This is a genomic window from Streptomyces atriruber (assembly GCF_001418325.1).
In the GTDB taxonomy this organism is placed as follows: domain Bacteria; phylum Actinomycetota; class Actinomycetes; order Streptomycetales; family Streptomycetaceae; genus Streptomyces; species Streptomyces atriruber.
The window spans coordinates 1-1,170 of sequence record NZ_LIPN01000619.1; the positions used below are offsets into that span (position 1 = coordinate 1).

Genomic DNA, 1,170 nt, shown 5'->3' on the forward strand with positions numbered 1-1,170 from the left:
CGCGCACAAGGCCGGGCTGCACGCCTCCGCGATCAAGGTCGACCCGGACCTCTACCAGCACATCGACCCGGACCTCGTCGGCAACCGCATCCGCATGCTCGTCTCCGACATGGCGGGCCGCGCCTCCATCGAGCTCAAGGGCAAGGAGCTCGGCGTCGACCTCGGAGGCGACCGCGAGCTGATCGGCCGCGTCGTGGACCGGGTCAAGGAGCGCGAGCTCCAGGGCTACACGTACGAGGCGGCCGACGCCTCCTTCGAGCTGCTGCTCCGCGAGGAGGCCGAGGGCCGCGCCCGCCGCTACTTCCGCGTCGAGTCCTGGCGGGCCATCGTCGAGGACCGCCCCGACGGGACGCACGCCAACGAGGCCACCGTGAAGCTGTGGGCCAAGGGCGAGCGCATCGTCGCCACGGCGGAGGGCAACGGCCCCGTCAACGCCCTCGACCGGGCGCTGCGGGTCGGCCTGGAGCGGATCTACCCGCAGCTCGCCAAGCTGGAGCTCGTCGACTACAAGGTCCGCATCCTGGAGGGCAAGCACGGCACGTCCTCCACCACGCGCGTGCTGATCTCCACGACCGACGGCGTCGGCGAATGGTCGACCGTCGGCGTCGCGGAGAACGTCATCGCCGCGTCGTGGGACGCCCTGGAGGACGCCTACACCTTCGGTCTGCTGCGGGCCGGGGTCGAGCCGGTGGAGTAGTCCGCACACAGACCCGCCCGCGGACTCGTCCACAGACCCGCTCACAGCCCCCCCCGCGGGCACCCGCCGAGGGTCCGTCTGGGTTACGTTCGAAGTATGAGGAATCGGACGAAGCGGATCACCGTCGGACTCTCCGGACTGCTGCTCGTCCTGGGCGCCGTGTCGTTCACGGCGGCGCCCGGGGCCCTCGCGGCATCCGGGACGCAGGACGCCTCCAGCGTGTCGGTGGTGGCCGACGCCTGGAAGAAGAGTCCGGTGTACGTCGATCCCGCGGTGTCGGACCAGCTGTCCGGGGAGCAGGCCGACGCCCTCGCCCAGAAGATCAAGAAGGCCGACAAGCCGGTCTTCGTGGCCGTGCTGCCGGACAACTTCCCGCAGCAGGACCTCTTCCGGCAGCTGCGCACCGAGACCGGCGTGACCGGTGTCTACGCGGTCCGGCTCGGCGACGGGTTCGACGCGAAGGCCGACCGGCC

At 71.1% G+C, this 1,170-nt stretch carries 1 protein-coding gene and 1 pseudogene; both read left to right on the forward strand.

The window, feature by feature from the left end:
* A partial coding sequence (locus AOK03_RS39325) for an alpha-isopropylmalate synthase regulatory domain-containing protein (RefSeq protein WP_279616370.1) occupies window positions 1-697 on the forward strand: 697 nt, incomplete at its 5' end.
* 96 nt (window positions 698-793) lie between these two features.
* Window positions 794-1,170 (forward strand): annotated as a pseudogene (locus AOK03_RS39330) (hypothetical protein); the annotation flags it as partial.